This is a genomic window from Guptibacillus hwajinpoensis (genome assembly GCF_001039475.1).
Taxonomy (GTDB): Bacteria; Bacillota; Bacilli; order Bacillales; family Guptibacillaceae; genus Guptibacillus; species Guptibacillus hwajinpoensis.
Window position 1 is genome coordinate 2,018,898 of record NZ_LELK01000001.1, and the last position, 18,195, is coordinate 2,037,092.

General features: G+C 39.2%; 22 protein-coding genes. 7 read left to right on the forward strand and 15 right to left on the reverse strand.

Going from position 1 to position 18,195, the window contains the following annotated elements; genetic code table 11:
• The first annotated feature begins 68 nt into the window (after positions 1-68).
• Both AB986_RS10095 and AB986_RS22715 read left to right on the forward strand, forming a co-directional pair.
• Complete coding sequence (locus tag AB986_RS10095) at positions 69-689, forward strand: NUDIX hydrolase (protein WP_407921917.1); 621 nt, start codon at positions 69-71, stop codon at positions 687-689.
• Positions 690-709: 20 nt separating this feature from the next.
• Complete coding sequence (locus AB986_RS22715) at positions 710-1,504, forward strand: helix-turn-helix transcriptional regulator (RefSeq protein WP_236690346.1); 795 nt, start codon at positions 710-712, stop codon at positions 1,502-1,504.
• On the opposite strand, the gene AB986_RS10105 is transcribed toward AB986_RS22715, so the two are convergent.
• The 4 genes from AB986_RS10105 to AB986_RS10120 all read right to left on the reverse strand — a co-directional run bounded on the left by AB986_RS10105 (position 1,448) and on the right by AB986_RS10120 (position 4,306).
• Positions 1,448-2,677, reverse strand: coding sequence for an MFS transporter (locus AB986_RS10105; RefSeq protein ID WP_048310693.1), 1,230 nt, complete (start codon positions 2,675-2,677; stop codon positions 1,448-1,450). The genes AB986_RS22715 and AB986_RS10105 overlap by 57 nt on opposite strands.
• A gap of 66 nt (positions 2,678-2,743) precedes the next feature.
• Positions 2,744-3,346: an SGNH/GDSL hydrolase family protein gene (locus tag AB986_RS10110; protein WP_048310694.1), complete on the reverse strand. Its 603-nt coding sequence runs from the start codon at positions 3,344-3,346 to the stop codon at positions 2,744-2,746.
• A 1-nt stretch (position 3,347) separates the two neighbouring features.
• Positions 3,348-3,731, reverse strand: a complete 384-nt coding sequence (locus AB986_RS10115; protein ID WP_053216116.1) for a DUF4937 domain-containing protein — start codon at positions 3,729-3,731, stop codon at positions 3,348-3,350.
• Complete coding sequence (locus AB986_RS10120; RefSeq protein ID WP_048310695.1) at positions 3,731-4,306, reverse strand: DNA-3-methyladenine glycosylase I; 576 nt, start codon at positions 4,304-4,306, stop codon at positions 3,731-3,733. Before AB986_RS10120 ends, AB986_RS10115 begins: the two co-directional genes overlap by 1 nt.
• 109 nt (positions 4,307-4,415) lie before the next feature.
• Between AB986_RS10120 and AB986_RS10125 the strand changes: the two genes are divergently transcribed.
• Positions 4,416-5,051 (forward strand): FMN-dependent NADH-azoreductase, encoded by a 636-nt coding sequence (locus AB986_RS10125; RefSeq protein WP_048310696.1) that lies wholly within the window; start codon positions 4,416-4,418, stop codon positions 5,049-5,051.
• A gap of 25 nt (positions 5,052-5,076) precedes the next feature.
• On the opposite strand, the gene AB986_RS22360 is transcribed toward AB986_RS10125, so the two are convergent.
• From AB986_RS22360 to AB986_RS10135, 3 genes are all read right to left on the reverse strand, one after another.
• Entirely contained in the window at positions 5,077-5,235 is a 159-nt protein-coding gene (locus AB986_RS22360) for a hypothetical protein (RefSeq protein ID WP_161797361.1), read from the reverse strand.
• A 50-nt stretch (positions 5,236-5,285) separates the two neighbouring features.
• Positions 5,286-5,789 (reverse strand): GNAT family N-acetyltransferase, encoded by a 504-nt coding sequence (locus AB986_RS10130; protein WP_048310697.1) that lies wholly within the window; start codon positions 5,787-5,789, stop codon positions 5,286-5,288.
• A 127-nt stretch (positions 5,790-5,916) separates the two neighbouring features.
• A complete protein-coding gene (locus AB986_RS10135; protein WP_152670958.1) occupies positions 5,917-6,693 on the reverse strand; it encodes a hypothetical protein in 777 nt (258 codons plus the stop codon).
• A gap of 218 nt (positions 6,694-6,911) precedes the next feature.
• On the opposite strand from AB986_RS10135, the gene uptA reads away from it, so the two are divergent.
• Positions 6,912-7,508, forward strand: coding sequence for an undecaprenyl phosphate transporter UptA (uptA, locus tag AB986_RS10140; protein ID WP_048310699.1), 597 nt, complete (start codon positions 6,912-6,914; stop codon positions 7,506-7,508).
• Here the strand turns inward: uptA and AB986_RS10145 are convergent.
• From AB986_RS10145 to AB986_RS10155, 3 genes are read right to left on the reverse strand one after another with little or no spacing between them, the layout of a single operon-like run.
• Entirely contained in the window at positions 7,505-8,026 is a 522-nt protein-coding gene (locus AB986_RS10145) for a GNAT family N-acetyltransferase (RefSeq protein WP_048310700.1), read from the reverse strand. The two genes, uptA and AB986_RS10145, sit on opposite strands and share 4 nt — an antisense overlap.
• A gap of 15 nt (positions 8,027-8,041) precedes the next feature.
• A complete protein-coding gene (locus AB986_RS10150) occupies positions 8,042-8,449 on the reverse strand; it encodes a GNAT family N-acetyltransferase (RefSeq protein WP_048310701.1) in 408 nt (135 codons plus the stop codon).
• A 12-nt stretch (positions 8,450-8,461) separates the two neighbouring features.
• Positions 8,462-8,950, reverse strand: a complete 489-nt coding sequence (locus AB986_RS10155; RefSeq protein ID WP_048310702.1) for an NUDIX domain-containing protein — start codon at positions 8,948-8,950, stop codon at positions 8,462-8,464.
• Between the two features lie 515 nt (positions 8,951-9,465).
• Here AB986_RS10155 and AB986_RS10160 point away from each other — a divergent pair.
• On the forward strand, positions 9,466-9,744 hold the full coding sequence (locus AB986_RS10160) for a hypothetical protein (RefSeq protein WP_048310703.1): 279 nt from the start codon (positions 9,466-9,468) through the stop codon (positions 9,742-9,744).
• A 37-nt stretch (positions 9,745-9,781) separates the two neighbouring features.
• Here the strand turns inward: AB986_RS10160 and AB986_RS10165 are convergent, their stop codons facing one another.
• The 3 genes from AB986_RS10165 to AB986_RS10175 form a co-directional block, all read right to left on the reverse strand.
• On the reverse strand, positions 9,782-11,476 hold the full coding sequence (locus tag AB986_RS10165; RefSeq protein ID WP_048310704.1) for a M3 family oligoendopeptidase: 1,695 nt from the start codon (positions 11,474-11,476) through the stop codon (positions 9,782-9,784).
• Between the two features lie 246 nt (positions 11,477-11,722).
• Positions 11,723-12,664: a DMT family transporter gene (locus AB986_RS10170; protein WP_048310705.1), complete on the reverse strand. Its 942-nt coding sequence runs from the start codon at positions 12,662-12,664 to the stop codon at positions 11,723-11,725.
• Positions 12,665-12,696: 32 nt separating this feature from the next.
• The gene (locus tag AB986_RS10175) at positions 12,697-13,419 is read right to left on the reverse strand and encodes an MOSC domain-containing protein (protein ID WP_048310706.1); all 723 of its coding nucleotides are present in this window, start codon (positions 13,417-13,419) and stop codon (positions 12,697-12,699) included.
• 135 nt (positions 13,420-13,554) lie between these two features.
• On the opposite strand from AB986_RS10175, the gene AB986_RS10180 reads away from it, so the two are divergent.
• Positions 13,555-13,737, forward strand: a complete 183-nt coding sequence (locus tag AB986_RS10180; protein WP_048310707.1) for a hypothetical protein — start codon at positions 13,555-13,557, stop codon at positions 13,735-13,737.
• Here the strand turns inward: AB986_RS10180 and abc-f are convergent.
• Complete coding sequence (gene abc-f / locus AB986_RS10185) at positions 13,734-15,410, reverse strand: ribosomal protection-like ABC-F family protein (protein WP_048310708.1); 1,677 nt, start codon at positions 15,408-15,410, stop codon at positions 13,734-13,736. The genes AB986_RS10180 and abc-f overlap by 4 nt on opposite strands.
• Before the next feature lie 541 nt (positions 15,411-15,951).
• Between abc-f and AB986_RS21150 the strand changes: the two genes are divergently transcribed.
• Positions 15,952-17,691: an N-acetylmuramoyl-L-alanine amidase gene (locus AB986_RS21150; RefSeq protein ID WP_161797362.1), complete on the forward strand. Its 1,740-nt coding sequence runs from the start codon at positions 15,952-15,954 to the stop codon at positions 17,689-17,691.
• A gap of 58 nt (positions 17,692-17,749) precedes the next feature.
• On the opposite strand, the gene AB986_RS10195 is transcribed toward AB986_RS21150, so the two are convergent.
• Positions 17,750-18,187, reverse strand: coding sequence for an OsmC family protein (locus AB986_RS10195; protein ID WP_048310709.1), 438 nt, complete (start codon positions 18,185-18,187; stop codon positions 17,750-17,752).
• Positions 18,188-18,195 lie beyond the last annotated feature (8 nt).

An 18,195-nucleotide genomic window follows, 5' to 3' on the forward strand; every position in this document is an offset into this window, starting at 1 on the left:
CAAAAGCAGGCTTTCCTATTCTTTGCTAGAATAATAGTTGATAGAGAACGAATCGGAAAGGATGCTTCATGATGGAAGAAAAGTGGCTTGCCTGGGCAAAGCAAATCCAATCGATTGCTCAGGCAGGGTTAACCTATACACGTGATGATTACGATTATGAGCGTTACATTGAACTCAGACAGCTTAGTGCAGACATACTAGAGACTTACACTGAATATGACATGAAAACGATCCAAGAACTCTTTACGAATGAAACAGGGTATCAAACTCCTAAAGTGGATATTCGCGCTGCTGTATTTAAGAATGACAATATCCTTCTCGTTAAAGAGAAAGCTGATGGAAAATGGTCGATTCCAGGAGGATGGGGAGATGTGGGCTTCTCACCTGCAGAAGTCGCTGTTAAAGAAGTAGAGGAAGAATCTGGTTATCTTGTTGAGGCAAAACGTTTACTAGCTGTTCTGGATCACAAACATCATCCTCATCCGCCATCTCCTTATCATATTTATAAAATGATCATCGGTTGTGAACTAGTAGGTGGGAACGCGGCAGATAGTATCGAAACTAGCGATTGTGACTTCTTCTCTTTAGACAATCTTCCACCATTGTCCATTGGACGAATAACCGAATCACAAATCACTATGCTTTTCAGACTCTATAAGAATCCAACATTGCCAACCGTTTTTGATTAAGGAGATAAGGAGTTACACCTATGATTACACCATACAAGCACGGATTATTACTTATGAGAAATGATCGACTACATGAACGAGGCTGGCGTAGCGACCAGTGCTATAAATTTATATTTTCTCATACAGGAAATGGGCTTTACGAGATGGCTCGAGGTGACATAATAATTGAAGAGGGCAAGTTCCTTATGATGAATCCAGGTGAGCCTCATCGACAACTTCATGTGACAGATGAGAAGTTCCTAGTAGAATTGAACGAAACACTAGTGAAGAATGTTTGTGTAGATCTTGGAATCTCAAATACACTTCCTGATTTCGCATCAATCAGTATCCGTCACCCCCAGCTCATCCAATGGGCTGCTTTCGTAAGAGAATTTATTGTACATAGCGATTCAAATGAGCGCTCTTTTTTTCTTGAGCACAGCATCACACAACTTATCTTACTTCTGATGAAACACGCTCCTGGATCTCATCAAAGCGAGCTGTCCATTCCTTCTACATCAGCTCCTCTAAGCTACGCTGTTACCGCCATAAAGGAAAGCTTTCAAGAGGATTGGACACTTGATGAACTCGCCTCTCTCACTGGACTATCAAAATATCAGTTCGCTCATGCCTTTAAAGAGTCGTTCGGTGTCTCACCATACTCCTTTCTGCAATTGTATCGGATAATAAAAAGTCAGGAGAAACTTGTTCATACCAATGATTCAATTCTCTCAATTGCTCTTTCATCTGGATTTAAAAACCTTTCTTCATATAACCACTTATTTAAAAAACTGTACGGTAAGACGCCTTCGCAAGTTCGTATTCATCATCACTAAGTACCCTGCACTCACCGTAGTCATACTAACTCCGCTCACAATCATAATTGTTTGAATAGGTATAAACGATGAAAGGATGCCAAAAAGTGCAAGCGATAATGTATTTGCAAGATAAAGTAGAACAGCATTTGTGCTAAATCCTCTTCCTAGCTGATCATTTGGAACAATCGTCTGTAAGAGATAAACTCTTGCTAGCCCAGCTATCGGAATGCCGATCCCTACAAATACAGCACCTATGAAAAAGTGTTCAAGTTCGTACCAAAGCCCATAATACAAAACACCTGCACCCCATATGAACGACCCTACCATATAAATTGCAAGATTCATTCTTTTGAAAACGAGAGGGATAACTAGATTTGTTCCAATAACCACCGCACCAAAAATCCCTTGAATAATACTATACATTTCCTCACTTTTTGTCGTCATCTCTGACAAAGCGAGTAGCAATCCCACTTCCCACACCCATGTATTTAAGAAAACGATAAGAAATGTAAACAGGAAGAGCGTCCGTATTGTTATGTTTTCACATGCCCATTTCCTGAATGAAACGATCGATAGCCATGCACCTTTAATGGACCGTTTCCCAGGATATTTGCTCTCCTTTACCTGCACCTTCAAGAAACATAACGCACTTATCATGTATGTTAGCGCGTCAACTGTAAAAAAATGAATGGCTCCATAAGACGTTAGTAGCCAAACTGAAATGAAAGGACTAACAACAGTCACACCTCTCTGTAATGTATCATTCATGCTATTGACTACGGTCCGATTTTCTTCATCTGTTATAAGTGGCAACACTGCTCGATGTGTAGGATTAAAAAAGCATCCAATCGTTTGAATGAGAAAACTAACAATTAATAAGTGCACATAACCTAACAAACCTGCATAGTAGAATATAACGATTGAAGCGACGAGGGGTACTCTTATTACATCGAGTAAGATGAGAAGCCTTTTTTTCTTAACCCAATCAGCAACAACTCCTCCTACTAATCCAAACAATAGGTAAGGAACTGTCTCAGCTATCGCCATTCCTGTTGTTAAGATTTTTGAGCCCGTTATCTCATAAGCTAGAAATAGAAATGCCATCGCTGATAGAACATCCCCAAGCTTAGAAATACCACCACCGAGTAAATAATAGCGAATCGTTGCATTTGTAAAAAGTTTTCTATACACAAAAATCACCTCTATCTCTAGTATAAGAAGATAGAAGTGATTGATCTTCCAACATCTTGTTGGATGTTAGCGCAATAATTTAGGAGTACTTGCTTCTAACCATGTATTTGCCATTAACTTGTTGCCCGCTTCAGTCATATGAACGCCATCTGTTGTTAGAATGACATCATTTTGTTTGACTCGCTCTAGAAAAACAGTATGAGTAGGAACAAGTATAGCATCATAGTTAATCGCTAGACGCCGAACGATCTCAACGTATGGGACTAGCATTTGGTTTCCCTTCGAATGAACATCTTCCTTAATGATTGTAGGCTCCATTAAAACAAGCTTGGTATTAATCAGTTTGCTAGTCTGATTAAGTAGACCCTCAAATCGTTCTTTGAAGTCATCTGGATACACTTGTTTCATTTCAGGATGATCGAGTTGACGCCACACATCATTTATTCCTATTGAAATAGACAGTACTGAGGGATTAGCTTCAATTACATCCCTCTGCCACCTTTTTTCTAGATCGGTGATGCGATTACCACTAACACCTTTATTTACTACTTGAACAGTGCTCTCGAGCTCGTTCTTTATCATGCGTACATAGCCAGAGCCTAGCCTCTCAGGATCCTGATTTCTTCCGGAATCTGTAATACTATCACCAATGAATAACCATTTACTCATCCTATAAAACACTTCCTTCCGTTTGATCCGTTGTAATCGTCCACTCTTCACAAATAGTACTAGCTTCGGTATAAAGCCACTCTTTTGTTAATGCTTTGATAGAGTCTACTTCTTTTTCATCGATCCAAACATCGATCGATTCGATCGTACCACTTTGTCCTGTTTTTTCATAAATAGGATCATGGTACTTCTCCATAAATTCGTTATAAGATGATCGATTTCTCCAGAATCCCATAATGAATGCCTTATGCTCGCTTTCCGACCATCCACCATATTGTGCAACGAACCCATCAATATGCTTTATTTCTTTCCATCGCTCTTGCCCTAGCGCAAATGCTATAGCATGTTCTTTCTTAACTTCACAAATTATTTTCTTAATCAGCACTACTGAGTGATTCCCCCCTGATTTGTAGGATGTCGAAAGCAATCCTTTGTATGATCATTTACCATACCAACTGCTTGCATAAAGCTATACATAATAACGGGTCCCACGAAAGTGAAGCCTCTTTTCTTCATATCTTTGCTTATTTTTTTGCTGAGTTCTGTTTCGGCTGGAACTTCGTCAGTTGACTGCCAATTGTTGATGATCGGTGTACCTTCTGTAAATGCCCATATGTAAGACGAAAAAGAACCAAATTCTTTTTGGATAGTAAGAAAGGCTTTTGCGTTCTTAACGGTGCCTCGGACTTTTAGTTTGTTTCGAATAATCCCTTCATTGCTTAAAAGCTGCTGTACTTTATCTTCATCATAAGATGCAACTTTCTCCACATTAAATTCATCAAAGGCTTCACGGTAATTCTCTCTTCTTTTTAGAATCGTGATCCAGCTCAGACCCGCCTGTGCTCCTTCTAGAATTAACATTTCAAAAAGCTTTTGATCATCGCAAACGGGGATTCCCCATTCTTGGTCATGATACACCTTATAGATCTCTTCATCGTTTACCCATGCACATCGCTTCACAAGTCTTCTCCTCCTATCTTTTCCTTTCATTCTAACGCGGGTTTCTCTATTGGAATAGTTTCATCTTCAGAAGACATACTAAGTGGCGACTATAAAGGAGATGATCAAATTGGCAAAACTGCTATACATTACGGTAAATCCTAAACCTGTAAACGAATCTTATAGCCTGACGATTGGAGAAGCCTTTCTACAAACATATCAAGAAAACCATTCCGGCGATGAAATCCTTAAGCTAGATCTTTATAACATAGACCTCCCATACATCGATACAGATGTATTTAACGGATGGGGGAAGCTACAAAGCGGCAATGAATTTCATCATTTATCTGCAGATGAACAAATGAAAGTTAGTAAGATAAACGATTTGACTGATCAATTCATCGACGCAGATAAATATGTTTTTGTTACACCATTCTGGAACTTTAGTTTTCCTCCTAAGCTAAAAGCGTATATCGATACAATTGCTATTGCTGGGAAAACATTCAAGTACACAGATCAAGGACCAGTTGGGTTATTAACGGATAAAAAAGCTCTTCATATACAAGCAAGAGGCGGCGTTTATTCAGAGGGACCAGCTAAAGAAATGGAGTTTGGTGATCGATACCTCCACGCTGTCCTCGGTTTTCTAGGTATTCCTTCTGTTGAATCAGTGATCGCAGAGGGAATGGCTCAAATGCCTGAGAAAGCTGAAGAAATCAAAACCAACACAATTGACAGAGCCCATAAGGTGGCACTAGACTTCTAACAAAAAAAGCGCATTTGCGCTTTTTTTATTCCTCACTTATTACATTATCTAGAGGAATCATCATGCTGTAATCGAACGGAAAACTCATCTCGGCTCTATCCTCTATTTCAGGTAAATCACTGTTCTTTTTGAATTCTCCAGGTATTCCTTCAAGCGGAATGTGTTTGTTATGATCGTACATCATTTTAGCCTCCTTCTTATCGATAGTATGGATGAAGGATGTAGCAAATATGATTATTGATTTAACAAAAGCCTGGACATGTAATATTCATCTACAAATTCATCATCAATTTGCAAGGAACGTCTTTTTAATCCTTCTACTTCAAATCCAGCTTTTTTGTATAGTGCTAGTCCTGCTTCATTTCGCGTCGCAACAGTCAATTCTAAACGGTGGATCTTATTGTCGGAGGCCCAGTCTTCTACTTCTTGAACTAGCTTTGTGCCTACTCCCTTGCCACGGTTTTCCTTCTTAATTCCCACAATTAAATAGGCAGAATGTCTGTTTCGCTTAGCTTGACCACCTATTGCAATTAAGTAGCCAATCAGATTCCCTGATTCCTCCGCTACTATTATTGTAGATTGTTGATGTTTCATTTTATTAATTCGCTCACGTTGTTCTTCTGCTAACATCGTTCGTTCTCTAGGTTCATAAAGCATATATTGCGCATCATTCTCGACATCTCTAATCAACTGTACAAATGCTTCAGCATCGTTACTGCTAATGTGTCTTAGTTCCATTTGCTCGTCCTCATTTCGTAAAAAGTGCTCTTTTGATAGTCTATCATAAAGTAAATTCCTCAAGTAGCAAAAGTCATTTGGAATAAAAGAAAGACGTGTATGAAGTCTCATACACGTCTTTGAATTACTATTGTTCTACAACCTGCTTCGTTCTCTTCTCGAGCTTTCTTACTTCTTTCATAAGCTCTTTATAGCCAAGTCTAGTTAATTCAAAATCTTCATTAACCATTTCATATTCAAGTAGCGTTTCTCGCTTTGCTTCAGGAATATCATTATGGATCATGCGAAGCTCTTCGTTTAATTGAATATGTGAACTCGACTCAACAGATTCAAGTCCAATTAATTCTGCAACAAGCTTCATATCGGGCGTTTCTTTAATAAATAAGCTCTTCTTATCACTAACAGCTTTTTGAATCCGATCTTTAAACAGTAGAATGTCTTGCTTAATGCGATTGCTTTCGGATTCCTTTTGCTGCATACGATTTCGATAGTTTTCTTTTTCTAATTCATCAAGATCGGCTTTTGAAAGAAGTTCTTCAAAAAGAAGCGTTTTATCACTGTTAATTCTCTCAAGTTCTAATTCCTTTTCAGCTTCTTCTGCTTCTTCTACTTCTACTTCTTCGATTGGCTTTGTGAGAGAGAACGATAACTGATCGTTCGCGGCTTTTGAACCGCTCTTGATCTCCTCACCTTTTAGTAATTTATCAAAATCCTGAATTTTTTTAATTACGTAGAGCGATACACCAACACCAAGACACGTTAGAAACAACCTGAACATAAATGGTGAAAAAGCTACAAGATATAATAATAGAATAAATCCAATAACAGATAGAACCGTTAATGCTTTTTCTTTCCCCGATTTTGCTTGAAGTGGCTGATCCAGCGTCGATAGAAATTTCTTCATGGATGTTAACATCCTTACCTTTCACCTCTCTAATCAAATGTCATTCTCAAGCGAGAACGAACAGTACCCGGATTACTTAAATTCCGGGTGCTATATTTTTCGTTTACTACTAGCACTTTATGAGTATACCACTTATTCATTTTTTCAGGTCTAACGAAACTTATTTTGTAATAGACATGAGAACACGAAAAGTTTGTCCTTGAAAGGAGTGATTCCATATGGAGAATTTCATCATGCAGTGTCTGAACTGGCTTCTTGGCCTTGGATACCCCGGTATCGCTCTTGCTCTTATGATCGAAATCATTCCAAGTGAGCTTGTTCTCGCATACGGTGGCTATATGGTTTCAAATGGAACAATACATTTCACTGGAGCTGTCATAGCAGGTACAGTAGGTGGTACCTTTGCTCAGCTTTTTTTGTATTGGCTTGGCCGTTATGGAGGAAGATCGTTTTTGGAGCGTTATGGAAAATACCTTCTTATATCGCAAAAGTCTCTTAACCTTGCTGAAGAATGGTTCGACCGAAACGGTATAAGCATCATTTTCACAGCCAGATTCATTCCCGTCGTTCGCCATGCCATATCAATTCCTGCAGGGATTGCCAAAATGTCTCTCGTACGATTTACCCTTTATACTGCAATCGCCATGATCCCCTGGTCAATTCTCTTTCTATATTTCGGTTTTAAACTAGGTCGTAACTGGCAGCACATTCATTCAGTAGCAAGAGTGTATACGTTACCCTTGAGCATTGGTGCTGTCTTTTTCATTAGCTGTTATTGTCTGCTACTTTATATGAAGAAGCGAAAATCTCGTTAATGTTTCTTCCATTCTCGTTCTAAAATGCTGAACAGAAGGGAATCACGCCATCCAACTCGCATCTTTAAGTCGTCCCGTAATACGCCTTCTTGTTTCATCCCTAACTTATTGAGAACTTTTTTCGATCCGCTGTTTTCTGGGTTACACGTTGCACTTACTTTATGCAAACCCAGTTCTTGAAATGAGAATTTCAGAAGTGCTCGTGCTGCTTCTGTAGCGAAACCGAGTCCCCAGCGATCAGGATGGAGAATGTACGCAATCTCACCTCGTTCATTTGTTCGGTCTCGAATGCTTAATTCGCACACTCCTATTACAGTTTCGTTTTCAACAATAGAATAGGCATAGCGAATACGTGGCTCTACAAGAGCATCATCCATAATATCTCTTACATACGCTTTCGACTCTTCCTCTGTGTTAGGTCCCCATGGTTGGTACTTGCACACATCCTCTATAGAAGCATAGGAATGAATCGCTTTCCAGTCTTCTTCTTTTACTTCTCTCAGTTGTATCTTATCCACTACTTATACGCTCCTTTAGGTTAACCTCTTTTGAAAGAAATATTGAGTGTGCCCCTGTGGATGGTTATCAACCTTGCCACAAATCTCATAGCCCTGACGTAGATAGAAGCCTGGCGCTTGGAAACTAAATGTATCAAGCAGAATAAGATTGCATGCTTTCTTTTCCGCAAGGTTTTCGATCTTTTTAAGTAGTTTCTTGCCATATTGATTGCCTCTCTTGTTTTCTGCTACCCAAAGAAAATCTAGATGAAGATGCTGCCAGAACATCGTGCCAGATACTCCTCCAACAAGTTCACCTTCTTCTTCAATAACAAACGCCACTTTTTCAAGTGGTGTTTTGACATGTTTTGATAGCTGCTCTACGTTATAATCAACAACTTTCCTTCGAATTAACTCACGTGCGTCATCCTGTCTTTGAATCATATGTAGACCTCCTCATCCTAGTTTCCTAGTCGTTTCCTTTAATGGAACCTTGTTTCCTCTCTCATACTCAATCGAAACTTCAAAAGTCCCCTCTTCAAAGAACTTTGGAAGTCTGCTTTTAAACCATTCTTGCATAGGAAGTTCGTTAACAGACTGACGCTTCACCCACGATAACTCGCCCTCTGGTGGATTTATTAGTAGCTCTCCAGAAAAAGAAGTGGCAACGTAATTGAAGACAATGTAGCGGTACATTTCATCACGAAGGATAAATTCATCCACCCCTTTGAACGTAAGATCAGAGGGATCTACCGTAAACCCAGTTTCTTCATGGAGCTCTCTTGCTGCTCCTTCTGCAAAACTTTCAGATAGCTCAATTTTTCCACCTGGACCAATAAACCCAGGAAAACCTGCCTCAGGTGGCCGATTCAATAATAGAATCTCATCAGTTTCCTCATTATGTAGAATAACCATAGAAAGTAGCGTTGCACTTATCGTTTGCATTGTTTCCCCCAGTAGGATGAATAGGATTGTATGCTGTCAGTATATCTTATTACTTCTAATGAACCTATAGGATTTAGAGGATTTTTTCTGATGAAAAACGGGTAACATTGTTAAGAACGGAAAGAGAGGATTATTAGGATACGGTTTAATAAGCAAAGGCTCTTTACTAAAAGTTTGTTGCTTTTGAAAGAATTTAATATAAAAAACCACACTTAGCTAATTGGAGCGGAAGGTGCTCGACTCCTGCGGGACTAGCGGGACAGGTGAGACCCCACTGGAGCGGAAATAAGAGCCTAAAAAATGAAGAAGCAGCAACACCCGAGGCAAGAATTTTCTGCTTTTTCTATTCTTCTTCTAAAATGGGCCAATATTGCATGAAAAGTTCTTGCGGATTGATGGCTGTTGTTACTAAAATACTTAGAATTTTGTAAGACTACTGCATTAAAAAGCTCGCTTTCCAACAAATAGACCCCCTTGAGATGTAAAGAACAACATTAAATAAGGAGTGATGTAACTTGCTTAATCATTCACATTACAAACAACGTAAACCAATGGATGAGAGATTAGTTAATTGGTCTGTTGATCGAACAAAGGATCATGACTATCGTGATACACAACTTGCTATTGTCGAATGTACGTGTACAAACAGCGATGGCGATGAGTTGCAAACGGTCAAAACTCTAGAAATAACACCAGATCATCATTCATGGGAAGATTGGATGGATGAATTAAAAAAGGACCGCTTTGAAATCATTCAGTGCCCTAGCTGTAAGATATGGACAATTGATGAATAACAAAAAATCCCCTCTTCTGAGAAAGGGGATTTCTTTATTATTCAGGTAAAGCATCAAGTTCTAATGAAATGAAATCCATTAAACCTTTGATCATTGTCTCAGAGAAGTCGAAATGAATACCCGCTGCTTCATACACTTCTGCTAGGGATACAGAACTTCCCATTGAAAGAGCGCGGTTATAGTTCTTCAACGTTTGCTCTGGATTTTCTCTGTACTGACGATACATTTGAATGGCTCCAAGTTGGGCAATAACATATTCAATATAATAAAACGGTACTTCGAAAATATGTAGTATTAGTTGCCAGTTATTTTGAATCCACTCCTCTTGTCCATTCCAATCGACAAAAGATGAATCATAAGTGCGTGACAGTTCCATATATTTCTCGCTTCGTTCTTCACTTGTATGGTTAGGATTCTCGTACATCCAGTGTTGGAACTGATCAACAACAATGCCATTTGGAAGAAAGAGAATCAACCCTTCAAGCTGATCTTTCTTAGCCCGTAACAATTCCTTCTCATCACTGTACATGAGGTTCCAGTAGTCCATCGTCAGAAGTTCCATTGTCATACTCGCAAGCTCAGCTGATTCCATTGGTGTTTCCTGATAAGCAGACAATTGTTGATTACGTTTGAAGTCGTTATGAATACAATGACCCATTTCATGAAGAAGAGTAATGAAATCATCTTGTGACTTTGTACTATTCATGAAGATAAAGGATAGCTCAGAAACAGGCAGGTATTCACAAAATCCTCCCTGTGCTTTTCCTTTACGGCTTTCAAGATCAAGTGCACCTCTCTCATTCATATCATTAAGAAGATAAGAGAAGCGAGGAGAAAGCTCATCAAATATGTCAGATGTTCCTTGAATCAATTCTTCTATACGATTGAATGGTTGTAGCGGTAACTTATCTTTAGATACTGCTCGCGTGTCCCAGGGCTTATAGTCTGAAAGACCAAGCTCTTGCTGGTGTTTCTTCTGCAACTTTTCCTTGAGAGGAACAACGTGCTTTCTAACTGACTCAGCAAGCGCCTTACAATCTTCAGGAGTGTAATCAAACCGCTCATACTTTTTGAACATATAATCTCTATAGTTCTCGAGATTAACATTCTCAGCTTTTTGCTGTCGAAGCTGAATTAGCTGATCCATGATTGTTTGCAAATCTTCTTTTTTTGTTAAAAGTGTCGTAAAGATCTCTTCCATAGCACCTTTACGAATCTCTCGATTACCATCCTGCATCAATAGAAACATTTCACTAAGCGTCTTTTCTTCTCCCTGCCAGTTAAATGAAAGTGAACCCGTATGTTCGAAGTAGCTGTTTACAATCCGATCTTCTTCTACTTCTAATTCAATGTTCTTCTCATTGAAAAGATCGATAGCATTTTCTTTTCTAAGTAGAAATTGCTTATAGTAATCCTGGTTAAGGCGTAATCGATAAGGTGACTCTTGAAATTTCTTATCAAAAAGACCTTCATATCGTTTCACCAAAGGTTCAATATGCTCCTGATCATGCTCAATCATTTTCTTTGCTTGTTCACTGCTGCTATGGCATTGAAAGTCAATATAATGCCCGTTAAGCCCTTCAGCTATTCCATCCATCAAATCAGATACATTCGTTAACCATTTTTCTAGTTCATCAGTAGATTCGATTGACTGATGTAAGAGCGCTTTAAACTCTTCTTCTAATTTGCCTGGATTTTTAAAATCAAACGTTTCCACATAAAATGTACTCATCAGCTTCCCCCTTAAGATGTGTTATGTACTACTAATAAGTTTACCACAATTGCTCCTTTGGCATATGACCCTCCAAACAAGAACATACCCGGTATTTGACCATAAAAAATGGGCCCCCACCCCGTGGATGGGACCCCTCCTGTGTGGAAACCGAAGCATCCCATCCAAAGACGGGGCTTCATTCATGTTCGTACCCAATAAAAGGGAACTGATAAACGTATATTTCTAACGATTAATGTAGAAATATTATCCCCTCATTCGAGGATAGCTTTGAAGGCTGGTGTAGCGCCTTTCTCTTCGTTTCATTATATAATCAACTGTTCCCGTCCCAAGCATAACACCAACTACTATGAGGACAAATCCAATGACCTGCTTCCACCCTATTGGCTCAGAAAGAAAAATGGCAGCACCTAGAAGTGCAAAAAACGGTGTAAGATTATTAAAAACGGCTGCCTCTCCAGGTCCAATGTGGTAAATTGCTTTGTTGTAGAACATATGCCCAAGTCCTGTAGCGAATACTGCGGAAACGGCAAAAATAAGCCACATGGTCCACGTCGCTTCTTGAAGTGCACTAGACCCTTGAGGCTCAACTATCAGCCCAATGATAAATAAAGTGCTAGAACCCGCAAGAAGCATCCACCCTGTCATAAGTCTTGATGACATTGTTTCCGTCCCTTTTTTAATAAAGATGAAACTTACAGCTTGTGCTGTTACAGATAAGAAAACATATAAATCTCCACTTGAAGCAGATCCTAATCCATCGCCTCCGCTTAGAACGACAAATGATACTCCGATAAGTGCTAGAAGAATTCCACTTGCTTTTAGAAACGTCATCCTTTCTTTCAAGAAAAGAACCGCAAACAGAGCGGTCATTAACGGAACAAGCCCGAGAATTAAACCTGCATTTGAAGCAGATGTATCCGTTAAACCAATGGCGAGAAGAGAGTGGTGGCCAACTACCCCTGTCACTGCCCCAAATATCGTATAATTCGCTTCTTTGCGCGATAGTTTTCTAAGATCTTTAGCGATAAGGAGTACTGCAAAAACAACTAGACTTGCTGAAAAAATACGTACCGATTGAATCATAATCGGAGTAAACTCAGTCACAAGGAGTTTAATTGCAATCACATTAAAACCCCAAATCACCATAAGTAGAAATAGTCCGCCATATAGTCCAAATTTCTTCATTCATCCCTCTCTTTCCATTCCTATCAAAATCGTCATTGTTCAGTAACAAACACTCGATCACCAGTAGAAATTTCCCCTTTTTGAATAACACGTGCATACACACCAAATACATTATTCTGTTCCTTCACAAGCTTTTTCAATAAACCTGGTTGCTTTGTTCCATCCGCTGGATCGACAGTGATAATCATGCATCGTTCACATGGCTTCACTACTTCTAGAATTACTTCCTCTCCAATACGGAGAAACTTTCCTACCCACTCTTTTTCTACAAAAGGGGTTTTCTCGAACAAATTGATTTCTAGGTTCGGACGGAATCGGCGATCATCTACGTCCTGACCCCATGATTGTGAAAGTGACTGAAGAGATGCGTCAGTCACAATCAAGAGATGTTCTTCTTCAATCGGACCAATTGGTACATGTTCTGGGTGATACGATTTTCTAGATAGCTGTCTTAAGGATTTACTTTCAATTTCTTTAAGCCATTCTAGATCACTCCACATATATTTCTGCCCATTCGGTGTCACGATATGTGGTTCCGGATAAGCATCTAGTGATTCCGACCCGCTAAAAGAAGCTCGATATTGAACTAGATCTGCAAATTGAGTAATTGTTAAAAATGATTCTTTCTCATCTAGAAGGACATGACTCCGATCACCGTATAGACCATAAGGCATAACCTTTGTATGCTGTACTTTCTCTCCAGTCATTGATTTGACGGGATGACGCGTCATTTCTTTAATTCTTCCAACCTCCACACACATCTGCCTCCTTTTTCTCATTACTCCAAGTATAACCCAATCATGTAAATCTACTTAATTGCTAATTTACTAGTATAAACAATGAGAGATTTGCATAAAACTAGTAAAAACTATGAAAAGGGGAGACGTTTAATGGAAATCAAAGAATACTATTCTATTACACTATACAATGAGAAACGTAGAGCTATTTATCATTCTGAAGATGAATATGATAATTTCGATGAAGCACAGCGTGAAGGATTTGTGCTTCTCCGAAACCATCCAAAAGCAGATTTATATTCCATCGAGCGCTTTTTTGCAGTGGAAGACGTTTAAAGTGCCCTCTTCTCTTTAAACAAGTCATTCAGCCGTTTATCTAGTTCAGCAATTCTAGGGTCGCCAGCCATCAACAGACTGATTTCACTAATTAAAGCGGATATTTCGTTATCAAGCAGCATCTTCTTTTCTCCTATCTGTTGGGAGAAGCTAGAAGTGCTTTTTTCTTTTTCGCGAAGCTCTGATAGACTCATTTCTAGCCTATTAACATTCTGGTTCTTAAATACTAGTAGACGCTCACAAATCTTATCCATGAAGTAGTGATCGTGAGACACAACAAGAAGCGTTCCTTTGAAGTGCTGTAACGTATCTTCAAGTTGCTCTCTTGAAGATAAATCAAGGTGGTTTGTTGGTTCATCAAGAATGAGAACATCGTATTTGTTCATTAGAAGTCGCGTCATTTTCACCTTTGTTCGCTCACCAAGACTTAGCTCCTGAATTGGCACATTAACACGGCTTCGCTCCATACCCATTGAAGCAAGGATTGATTTCGCTCTAAAAACCTCATCCCTTGTCTCCACTTCAAGTGACTGAAGAGCAGTTTGATGAGAAGCAAGATTATGAACATCCTGAGATAAATAACCAATTCTGAGCATTGGACTTTTCCAGATCTCTCCCTCACTAACTTCTTCTTCACCGAGAATCATACGTAGAAACGTTGTTTTCCCACACCCGTTTTCACCAACCATGCCAACGCGTTCACCATGCTTAATATAAAATGAACTTTCTTTAAACAACCATCGTTTATCGTACTGTTTACTTACATTAATTGCTTCAAAGATTCTTTTTCCACGTGAGTTCTCAGATTCAAACTGAAAGCGAACTCCACTCTCTTTAGAAGGTTCGTTCACTCCACTTTTTTGAAGTTGCTTTTCAAGACGCTTTCGTTTCGACTTAACTTGAGCATCCATCTTCTTCGCCTTCATTCTGTAGTGTTCTTTATACCCCTCTTGTTTTGTTGATTGCCTATGTGCCTGATCCGACCAATTCGTTAAGCCAGCAAGTTGCTCTTCTATTCGTTTTTTCTCCTTTTCTTGAACACGATAACGATGAAGCTGTTCCTCATACCTTCGCTTCTTTTCATGACGATAAGCTGAATAGTTTCCACTAAATTCATGAAGTTCACCGCTCTCAATTTCTAAAATACGATGAACGGTTTGGTCAAGAAAATATCGATCGTGCGAGATCACAAGAACGGCTCCTTTATAGTTCTCAAGCTCACGGATAAGCCACTGAACACCAATTGAGTCGAGATGATTGGTCGGCTCATCAAGGATTAGAAGATCGGGATTTGTTAACGACACTTGAGCAAGCGACAATTTCAACCTCTCTCCACCACTTAACTTGTTTAAGTTTCCTTCCTTAAGGTCGCGTGATAAGCCTAGTTCCTTTTCCCTTTTTCGAAGGAATGAATAATGATCTCGAGTGTCTTCATTCTTGACCGGTTCATGGTCGGTAGATTGTCGTAAATAGCCGATTGAACCTCGTACTTCACAACTTCCTTTATCTGGTTTATCATCACCTATCAATATTTTTGCAAGAGTTGTTTTACCAGCCCCATTACGTCCAACAATGCCCACTCGCTCTCCGCGATGAATAGCAACGTTCACCTTCTCAAACAATACGCGATCATCATATTTTTTTTGTAAACCTTTAATCAATAGCACGTTCATACGTGTCCCCCATTTCGTTATCCGGTTTTCGGGAGCACAAAAAAAGCCTCCCATCTAACTGGAGAGACAAGTCATTCCGATTTCCATAGGGTTAGCTTGGAAGAAAGCAAACTAAATAAGCCTCTTCAAGCTATTACACATGGTAAAAAACGGCAGACTAATCCTATTCTCCAGTAAATCAATTTCGCTATTCGAAAGTTGACCTAGAAAAATAAGATTAGTTTTTCATCGCTTCTTAACCATTCCCTTCCATTTCAATTTCCATTAAGTTTACAGAAATATGATAGCGCTGTCAATCAACATCTACATCTTTCTACATAGAACGGATCTGACAAATTACAACTTTTTTCATTCAATTAGTACAAAAGGACCCTATAATATCTAAATTTCGCTACCGATATAAGAAATAGTTAAGTAAATCTTTCCATGGTTACTAAATTTAGAAAGGAGCTAAGCTCATACTTTTACACAAAAACTAGTAAAGTCACTACGTACATAGGTCAGAGAAAAAAGTATATCGGGGGAAATTATCGTGCGGAGAATGTTTACTACTTTTATTATTGCAATACTACTATTTATAGGAATGGCTTTTCCAAGTGAATCATCTGCGAACAACAACATGGAACGTATAAGCGGAGACGATCGCATATCGACTGCTTTAGAGATTTCAAAGAAAGTATCACCTGGTAAATTAACCAATTCAGAAAAAGCAGTTATACTAACACGTGCTGACATGCCATTTGATGCACTCGCAAGTTCAGGCCTTGTCGGAGTTAAAGATGCACCAGTTCTACTTACGAAACCTACTACCCTAGATTCAAGGGTACTAAACGAATTAAAACGTTTAGAAGCTAGAAAAGTTTACATTCTTGGTGGACCAACCGCTATTAGTCAAGGTGTAGAGAATGAACTTAAAAAAAGCTTTGCCGTTACAAGACTTGAAGGATCAAATCGCTATTCTACAGCTGAAGCGATTAATAAAGAAGCCGGATTAGATCGATCTTCAACCGCTATCGTTGTGAACGGGAACAATGTGGCAGATTCACTATCAGCTTCAAGTGTCTCCTCAATTAAACACTATCCGATTTATTTAACTTCCAACAAGAAGGCACCGACTCTTCCTTCTACGATTAAGACTGTGTATTTAATTGGTGGCGAAAGTGTCCTCTCTGGGAATCTAATGAAACAATTAGAACAACAAGGGAAAAAGGTTATTCGCCTTGCAGGTCAGGATCGCTTTGAAACAAATATTGCAGTAAATGAAGCCTTCTTTCCATCAAGCGATTCTTTTATTGTAGCGAGAGGAACTTCAACAAAAACGGATCGAGAAGATTATCCTGACGCAGTTGCTGCTTCATCTATTTCCAAAATGAACAATGCGCCAGTCGTTTTATCTCACCATTCTACTGTTAATCCAGACATTGCTACCTTCCTTTCTAAACACGCGTCTAGGTTGATGGTATTAGGAGGAGAGTTAGCTTTACCTTCTTCTATTGTAGATTCTTATAAAGTGAAACAGCCAGTAGAAGAAATTGTTCTAGAAACAGCTTTTGTGACAGCTTCAAGCTTAAACGTTCGTACAGCTCCAGCAGTTTCAGGAACGAAAATTGGAGCACTGTTGCGTAATACTGAAGTATCGATCTACGGTTACGAAGGATCTTGGGCAAAAATAAAGTACCAGGGTCAAACTGCGTATGTACATGGTGCATACTTAGTCAAGAAAAATAGCAACCTATTAAACGATATTAAAATCGTGGTAGATCCTGGACACGGTGACCATGATCCTGGTGCTAGCAGAAGCAAACTTCTTGAGAAAGATATTAACCTTGATGTATCCCTCTATCTTGAGAAGAAGCTAAAAGCAGCAGGTGCTACTGTCGTTATGACCCGTACAGATGATACGTTCCTTGAATTAACAGAGCGATCAAACATTGCGAATAACATAAATGCAGATGCATTCGTAAGTGTCCACACCAATGCTGGACCTGAAGCTGCACATGGTATTGAAACATACTGGTATGACAAATACAGTTCAGCAGAAAGTAAAGCTCTTGCAGAAAGTATTCAAAAGCGTTTAATTGAAGTAACAGAGGCAAGAGACCGTGGCGTGAAGAACCAAAGCTTTTCTGTTATCCGCCAATCTAGAATGGCTAGTGTTCTGGTGGAGCTTGGTTTCTTAACAAATGACGAAGAATACCAACTACTATTAACACAGTCTTATCGTGAAGAACTGGCAGAAGGCATCTACCAGGGTGTAGTTGATTATTACAATAACAAGTAAATCGGTAACAAAACAAAAGGAGTTCCTGAAATTCAGGAACTCCTTTTTCGACTTCATTTTATGCTTTTGTCCAGTTAGGTACCATTTCAACATCTGCCGCTACAAGAGTTGTGTAGATCGGGCAACGAGAATCAACAATGTGCTGAAGCTCTTGGATGCGCTCTTCGCTCTCTGATGTTTCAACTACTGCGTTAACCGTGATTTTCTGGAAGTAAGGACGGACACCTTCTTCACCCATCATGCCTCGTGGATCAATTTCACCACGAATATCGAATTCAATACCCTGAAGATCAAATTCCATTTCTTTTGCAACAAAGTTTGCAATCGCATTTTCACAACCTGAAAGCGAGATAAGAAGTGAAGCTAACGGGTTAGCACCTTCGTCAGTTCCTCCCATTTGAGCTGGTTCATCAATAACAACTTTATGCCCTTTTGAATCACCTACTGTGTTCATTCCTTTTGATACTGCTGTAATTTTCTCAATCATTTTAGACATATGTCATG

Coding starts and splice junctions, on each gene's coding strand:
- AB986_RS22360 (WP_161797361.1), bottom strand. CDS start 5,235: ATGATGTACGATCATAACAAACACATTCCGCTTGAAGGAATACCTGGA.
- AB986_RS10180 (WP_048310707.1), top strand. CDS start 13,555: ATGGAAATCAAAGAATACTATTCTATTACACTATACAATGAGAAACGT.
- AB986_RS10150 (WP_048310701.1), bottom strand. CDS start 8,449: ATGATTCAAAGACAGGATGACGCACGTGAGTTAATTCGAAGGAAAGTT.
- uptA (WP_048310699.1), top strand. CDS start 6,912: ATGGAGAATTTCATCATGCAGTGTCTGAACTGGCTTCTTGGCCTTGGA.
- AB986_RS10155 (WP_048310702.1), bottom strand. CDS start 8,950: ATGCAAACGATAAGTGCAACGCTACTTTCTATGGTTATTCTACATAAT.
- AB986_RS21150 (WP_161797362.1), top strand. CDS start 15,952: ATGTTTACTACTTTTATTATTGCAATACTACTATTTATAGGAATGGCT.
- AB986_RS10110 (WP_048310694.1), bottom strand. CDS start 3,346: ATGAGTAAATGGTTATTCATTGGTGATAGTATTACAGATTCCGGAAGA.
- AB986_RS10135 (WP_152670958.1), bottom strand. CDS start 6,693: ATGAAGAAATTTCTATCGACGCTGGATCAGCCACTTCAAGCAAAATCG.
- AB986_RS10095 (WP_407921917.1), top strand. CDS start 69: ATGATGGAAGAAAAGTGGCTTGCCTGGGCAAAGCAAATCCAATCGATT.
- AB986_RS10170 (WP_048310705.1), bottom strand. CDS start 12,664: ATGAAGAAATTTGGACTATATGGCGGACTATTTCTACTTATGGTGATT.
- AB986_RS10195 (WP_048310709.1), bottom strand. CDS start 18,187: ATGTCTAAAATGATTGAGAAAATTACAGCAGTATCAAAAGGAATGAAC.
- AB986_RS22715 (WP_236690346.1), top strand. CDS start 710: ATGATTACACCATACAAGCACGGATTATTACTTATGAGAAATGATCGA.
- AB986_RS10165 (WP_048310704.1), bottom strand. CDS start 11,476: ATGAGTACATTTTATGTGGAAACGTTTGATTTTAAAAATCCAGGCAAA.
- abc-f (WP_048310708.1), bottom strand. CDS start 15,410: ATGAACGTGCTATTGATTAAAGGTTTACAAAAAAAATATGATGATCGC.
- AB986_RS10130 (WP_048310697.1), bottom strand. CDS start 5,789: ATGGAACTAAGACACATTAGCAGTAACGATGCTGAAGCATTTGTACAG.